General features: G+C 33.1%; 6 protein-coding genes. 4 read left to right on the top strand and 2 right to left on the bottom strand.

From position 1 onward, the window contains the following. Positions 1-260: 260 nt before the first annotated feature. Positions 261-1,142: an alpha/beta hydrolase gene (locus FC45_RS02210; RefSeq protein WP_006585337.1), complete on the bottom strand. Its 882-nt coding sequence runs from the start codon at positions 1,140-1,142 to the stop codon at positions 261-263. After that, the gene (locus FC45_RS02205) at positions 1,108-2,499 is read right to left on the bottom strand and encodes a PTS sugar transporter subunit IIC (RefSeq protein ID WP_081036990.1); all 1,392 of its coding nucleotides are present in this window, start codon (positions 2,497-2,499) and stop codon (positions 1,108-1,110) included. The genes FC45_RS02210 and FC45_RS02205 overlap by 35 nt, the downstream gene beginning before the upstream one ends. Positions 2,500-2,605: 106 nt before the next feature. Between FC45_RS02205 and FC45_RS02200 the strand changes: the two genes are divergently transcribed. From FC45_RS02200 to galE, 4 genes are all read left to right on the top strand, one after another. Further along, on the top strand, positions 2,606-2,833 hold the full coding sequence (locus tag FC45_RS02200; protein ID WP_006588155.1) for a hypothetical protein: 228 nt from the start codon (positions 2,606-2,608) through the stop codon (positions 2,831-2,833). A gap of 50 nt (positions 2,834-2,883) precedes the next feature. After that, positions 2,884-4,104: an MFS transporter gene (locus FC45_RS02195; RefSeq protein WP_180753779.1), complete on the top strand. Its 1,221-nt coding sequence runs from the start codon at positions 2,884-2,886 to the stop codon at positions 4,102-4,104. Continuing rightward, the gene (locus FC45_RS02190; RefSeq protein ID WP_006588157.1) at positions 4,091-5,275 is read left to right on the top strand and encodes an MFS transporter; all 1,185 of its coding nucleotides are present in this window, start codon (positions 4,091-4,093) and stop codon (positions 5,273-5,275) included. Before FC45_RS02195 ends, FC45_RS02190 begins: the two co-directional genes overlap by 14 nt. 282 nt (positions 5,276-5,557) lie before the next feature. Further along, complete coding sequence (gene galE, locus FC45_RS02185) at positions 5,558-6,547, top strand: UDP-glucose 4-epimerase GalE (RefSeq protein ID WP_006585340.1); 990 nt, start codon at positions 5,558-5,560, stop codon at positions 6,545-6,547. Positions 6,548-6,574: the final 27 nt, after the last annotated feature.

Here is a 6,574-nt window from a genome sequence, read left to right as displayed (position 1 = left end):
CATCCTTACACAAACTATTTTACGGTCTCAAGTTATCAAAATCGTTGTCAAAATATGTCATAAAGTTTCAACCCCTTGTGTATCAATATATTAGATTAATTATTAGCACTCTCACTCATCGAGTGCTAATCTTTAATCATCTTTAGTATAGCATCTTTTCCACAAGGTGCAAGATAAACGCTTAACTTTTTCCACATTTTTTTGGCTCTTGTGAATAAATAAAAAAGATGGCTATTTAGCCATCTTTTTATCTTCACAAACTATCTGCTTTTTCTAATCATTCTCCGATTCTGATTATCCTTTTGGAGGACGTATTGCTTAATCAGTTCAACTACTTGCTTATTTTGTGGCAAACTTGAATGCTGTGCGTCAAGTCCTGTAACTGTCATAGCCGTAAAATGAGCAACTTGTTTTTGGAAGACATATTTCGCCGCTTCCACACTATTTTCAGGAACTAAACCATCTGACTCATAATTTTCTCCACCAGAAATTGAATAAACCGTTAAGCTCTTAGGAATTTTAGACTTATATTTAATAAAGTCTGTTAACATTTGCGTTTTATTTTTTATATTACTTTCGCTAAAATTATACGGACTACCTAGGGTCATCAAAACTTTAATATTTATAATACTTGAATACTCACTATAGTAATGCTCTAACCAATAAGTCCAAATAAGGCCTCCATTGGAATGTCCAAATGCCTTAAAATTATTAAACTTGTATTGCTTTGATAAGGCGTTAAAGGCTATATTCAGCCATTTAGCTTGCTTTTTGATATTACTATAGCCATCATGATTATTTTTAAATCCCACTACAATAATTGGCTCCTGATCTTGTTTGCTGATGGAGCCAGAATATGTCAAGCTTCCATCCGTACCAACATTTACTTTTAACAAACTATGCTTACGATCGGTTTTTTGATTTAGTAATTTAACTAATTGATTAAAACGTTCCGTTGTTGCACTAGAGCCGGGCACCATAATTACTGGAGACACTTGAGAATTATGCCGCTGAGCTCGAATTTTATTAGCTGAATTCACCCAAATTATCGTTGGAATAGCTGTTGCTATTACCACTATTAGAGCAGACAATATCCAGCAATAATCTTTATTTAGTCGCATTTTTTGCATAAGTCTTTTCATTATTACCTAGCTCCTCTTTGATAATCTTTTTCCGTCCCTTAAAGCTGATTACCCGGCTATCTTGCAAAGCATCAATTTCGGCAATTCGCTTTTGCACATTCATATTTATTTTATAAAACGGCATGATGATATAAACATCCAAAATCACTAAGATAATTGTCATTAGTAATGCTTGCCATGAACCGTTAGTTCCAATATAGGGAATTAATACTCCTGGCGTTCCAGCTAAGACTGGATAAACGCTAACCGGAATTAAATGTAAGGCAATTGCTAATGAAGAAATTACAATATTAACTAATGGAATAACTAAGACTGGCAAGACTAAGAGTGGATTCAAATAAACTGGAAAGGCAACCCAAAGGCCGTTAAATACCCCAAACAGTGCTGGAAAAATCGAGGCCTTTGCTACTAACTTATTTTGCTTATTACGGTCTAGTAACAAAATCGCAATAATCAAACTAACAGTAAAAGCTGCACCTGACAAAGTTCCATATGATTGCACTAAGTTTGAACCTAAGTATTTAAAGGGCACGTTCCAACTAGAGCCATGAGTCAAAGCATAATTAAAATTAGCAGTTGCTGCACCACCATTTTGACCCGACATTGCTAGTTCCAGTGGTGTACCGATTCCTAGCCAATGCAAAAAAATTGCTAATAAAACTAAAGGAACGTTAATTAACAAGTTATTACTAGTAATAATCTTATCTGCAATTGTAGTAACAAGATCTGAATTAAAAATTTTAACCTGTAAAACATAAATAAAACTCGCTACTACAACCGCCATAAATAAAGAAGCAACAACTGGCTTTACCGCCGCAAAAGCACGATCCTTAATATCAAAAACGTGCTCAATTCTTTTTATAGCATGATCTTGCCCTAAGAAGCGAAATACTTGTCCAACCAAATATCCGATAAAAAGTGTGGTGAACATCCTTTTAATCGACAATAGTTGCAAATCAACGGCGCTAAAGCCATTATTCATACTTAAATTTGGACTTCTAATCAAAAAGACCGCAATAATAGCCGTAATTCCGGCAAGTTTTGAATCTTTGTTATAAATTCTGGCAGTATAAAGGGCCATAAAATAGGCAGCATAAACACCAAAAAGGCCAAAAATAGCGAAAATTACTCCACCACTAATAAAGCGAGCTATTTGGAAAACAATTTGTGGAAATACTTTGCTCAGATTTAAGATGTTAAAAAATAAACTATCACGACTTAACAAGATTTTTGAGAACATTTGAAAAAATGCCCCAATTAAAGCAAAAGGCATAATCATAGCAAATGTTCTTTGAGCTGCTCTGAAAAAGACACGCTCACGCATCCTTAAAAGAAGCTTTACTAGTTTTTGTTCCATTTATATCACTCCTAGATTTTATACACTGTAATTTTATCATTACTAGTGCCATAAGGCAGGTTCAAACGATTGATGTTATAATAAAAAATAAAAGGAGTGGGGCTTTATGACGAAAAAGATAGAATTAGACCCTGAAACTGAACGCTTAGTATCAACTTATTGCGAAAAGATGCACGTAGATTTTAATACTTTGACTAATAAAGCATTGAAATATTATATTGTTAATAAGTTAAGTTCAAAAGAAGTTCGTCAGGCAAAAAGAAAAAATGAAACTGACACTAAACTTATCAATGACTTATTCCAAAGCAACTATAGTCCTTGGATGAATGATTAAACTGCCTTTATTGACAGTTTTTTTTATGGATTTTTAGAAATTGAGGTGAAATTTTGGAGAAACGAATCGATCCTGTTAAATTACAATATTTACTCCTAGGAAGTTTAATCGCAAATACTGGCATTAGCTTTATTTGGCCATTAACTACAATATATTTGACTACTTATCTTCATGAAAGTCTAACAATGGCAGGGATTGTTCTCTTTTTAAACTCTGCTTTTACTTTATTAGGAAATTTATTAGGCGGCTTTTTATTTGATCGTTGGCATCCCTATCAAACAATAGCTAGCGGTGTATTTATTGCTGCAGCTTCTTCGCTTGCCTTAATATTTTGGCATGGTTGGCCTTTTTATGCGATTTTCCTACTAACACTAGGAATTGGAAATGGCATCCTTGTTACTTCACTTAACTCTATCGCTACTTTTATGAAGAGCCATAATCCTAGTTATATTTTTAATTGTCTTTACTTTACTCAAAATTTAGGTTTGGTTTTTGGATCATTAATTGTGGGTTTTGTTTTGCCGTTTGGTATAACTTACCTATTTATTTTAGCTTTTTTAATGTTTACAAGTTTTGAAGTAATTGTAATAACAAAATATCATGGCCTAAACTTAGTCCATGGTCATAATAATCAAACTAAATTAAACAAAGTTGCTAAAAATCATATGAATAAGGCTCAATTTTATCAAATTTTGGCAATATTAAATTGTGTGTTATGTGTTTGGATTGCTTATGAACAATGGAATTCTAACATTTCAACTTATATGCTGAGTATTAATTTATCAGTTCAATCATACTCTTTACTATGGACTTTAAATGCACTTTTAATTGTAATTTTTCAACCATTTTTAACCCACTTTGATGATTTTCTCACAGAACATCTTAAAGGGCGGTTATATTTAGGCTTCACATTATTTGCTGGTGCATTCTTATTATTGCTGTTTGCACGCTCATGGACAATTTTTGCTATATCAATGGCCTTATTAACTACAGGTGAAGTTTTATGTCTACCAGCTGTTTCAACATACGTTAATGACCGTGCTGATGACTCAGAAAAAGGATATTACCAAGGAATAGTCCAATCTGTTACATCAGCTGGTAGAGCCTTTGGCCCTTTAATTGGCGCCTTAATTATTGATAATTCAAGTTATTTAATTTTATTTATCTTTTGTACATTTATCGTTATAATATCTATCATTATATTTATGTTGAGTAATCAGTTAAAACTAACTCATCAAAGACGAAATGAGGTTTCAGATGGAACAAACTAAACAAGATCCTGTAAAAATTCGATTTTTACTTTTAGGATCCCTTATTTACAATATTGGGATTAGCTTTATTTGGCCATTAACCACAATTTATATGCACCAATATCTCCATCAAACTCTTACAGTAGCTGCTATTGTTCTTCTTTTATACTATGGCACTACTTTATTAGGAAATGCTATTGGTGGTGCTATTTTTGATAAAATCACACCATTCAAAACAATTTTACTTGGTGCAATAATAACTAGTTTTTGTGCACTTGCAATGTTTTTAATCCCTTCATGGCCATTTTATCCAATTTTTTTAGTTATTTATGGGATTGGTGACGGAGTTGTTACAACTGCAATTAACTCAATTGCGACTACAATGAAAACCCATGCTTCTTCGTTCTTCTTTAACTTGCTATATATGACACGAAACTTAGGATTAGTAATTGGTTCATTATTAGTTGGTATCATTACTTTTTTAGGTCCCCAAGCTTGGTTTGCATCAGCTTTTACTTTTTTTGTAGTATTTACTGGATTATTATTACTTTTCTTCAGAAAGCTAGATCAGGCTAATCTGGTACAGGCTGCACCAACACCTATCCAACGAAATTTTTCTAGTAAAAAGAACTTTTGGACTATCATTAGTCTTGTTATCTGCATGTTCTTCTGCTGGCTCGCATACGAACAATGGGATTCCAACTTATCAGTTCATATGCTCAACCACGGTATTTCGACAGCTGAATATAGTTTTTGCTGGACATTAAATTCTGCTTTAATCACAATTTCTCAACCTATCTTGACCTATTTCGATAGTTATTTAAGCAAAAAAATCAATGCAAGACTCTATATTGGCTTTACCTTATTTGCAAGTTCATTTCTTATTTTGATTGGTGCTAATAACTATTCGAATTATTTATTAGCAATGTTCATTCTTACTTGTGGTGAAGCATTAGCTTTTCCTGCCGTAAGTGCCTATGTTCACGCTCATGCACCTAAAAACCAAGCTGGCCGTTATCAAGGCTTAGTTTTGGCTGGCACATCCGCTGGTAGGGCTTTAGCAGCTTTATTTGGGGCAATTCTATTAAATCATATGACTATGCCTGTATTATTACTTATTTTGGCAAGTTTAATTATTATTTCTTTAATCAACTTTATTTTATTCAATAGCTTAAAACAAAAGGACGCTTAATGCGTCCTTTTGTTTCATTCAAAATTATATGAAGAAAAAAGCCCAATTCCACCAACATCGGAACCGGGCTCACACAGTGTTTATATACTGCTAAATTGACCACATAATCTCAATTTCGCTACCGAAGAAATAGAGAACAATATCTAGCAGTATATATAGATATTAGCATAGCTAGCTAGCTTTCTCAATGCTTGAGATATAATTTAAAGTATAAATTATTTATATTATTAAATTATTTGTTATACTAAGGTTAATTATTAATATGGAAAGAAGTTTTTGATTATGCGTGTTTTAGTAACTGGAGGAGCTGGATATATCGGCTCTCATACTGTTAATGCTTTACTTGAAGATGGAAATGATGTTGTTGTCTTAGATAATTTATATACTGGGCACAGACAAGCTGTTAATAAAAAAGCTAAGTTTTATCATGGAGATGTATTAGATACTAGCCTTGTAACTAATATTTTAATGGATGAAAAAATTGATGCAGTTATTCACTTTGCAGCATATTTATTAGTAGGTGAATCTGTTCAAGAACCACTTAAATATTACCACAATAATGTTTCTGGTATGATTAGCTTGCTTAAAGCTATGAAGACTGCAGGTGTTAAGAATTTAGTATTTTCTTCAAGTGCTGCAACATATGGCATTCCTAAAGATTTACCTATTAAAGAAACAGCTCCAACTAATCCAATTAACCCATATGGTGAAACAAAACTCATGATGGAAAAGATTATGCGTTGGACCGACAAAGCTGACGGCATTAAATCTATTGCATTACGTTACTTTAATGTAGCTGGAGCTAGCTTAGATGCTTCAATTGGTGAAGATCATGCCCCTGAAACCCACTTGGTTCCAAATATTCTTTTAGCTGCTAAAAATGGTACTGGTAACTTTACTATTTTTGGTAATGATTACAACACTCCTGATGGTACTAATGTACGTGATTATGTTCATGTAGTAGACTTAGCCCAAGCTCATGTTCTTGCATTACATTACGTTGTTAAGAACCAAAAGAGCGATGTATTTAACTTAGGTAGTGCAAATGGATTCTCTAATTTAGAAATTTTGCAAAGTGCTATTAAAGTTACTGGAGAAGATATTCCTTATACAATGGGTCCACGTCGTGGCGGTGACCCAGATTCACTTGTAGCTGACTCTACCAAGGCCAGAACCATTTTAAATTGGCATCCTCAACACGATAATATTGATGATATCATTTCCAGTGCTTGGAAATGGGTTCAAACACATCCAAATGGCTTTTCTGAATAATTATTACAGCTTTAATACTTTATATAA

This window comes from Lactobacillus jensenii DSM 20557 (assembly GCF_001436455.1).
Classification (GTDB): Bacteria; Bacillota; Bacilli; order Lactobacillales; family Lactobacillaceae; genus Lactobacillus; species Lactobacillus jensenii.
This window is presented reverse-complemented; position numbering and strand designations above follow the sequence as displayed.

Coding starts and splice junctions, on each gene's coding strand:
- FC45_RS02210 (WP_006585337.1), bottom strand. CDS start 1,142: ATGAAAAGACTTATGCAAAAAATGCGACTAAATAAAGATTATTGCTGG.
- FC45_RS02205 (WP_081036990.1), bottom strand. CDS start 2,499: ATGGAACAAAAACTAGTAAAGCTTCTTTTAAGGATGCGTGAGCGTGTC.
- FC45_RS02200 (WP_006588155.1), top strand. CDS start 2,606: ATGACGAAAAAGATAGAATTAGACCCTGAAACTGAACGCTTAGTATCA.
- FC45_RS02190 (WP_006588157.1), top strand. CDS start 4,091: ATGGAACAAACTAAACAAGATCCTGTAAAAATTCGATTTTTACTTTTA.
- galE (WP_006585340.1), top strand. CDS start 5,558: ATGCGTGTTTTAGTAACTGGAGGAGCTGGATATATCGGCTCTCATACT.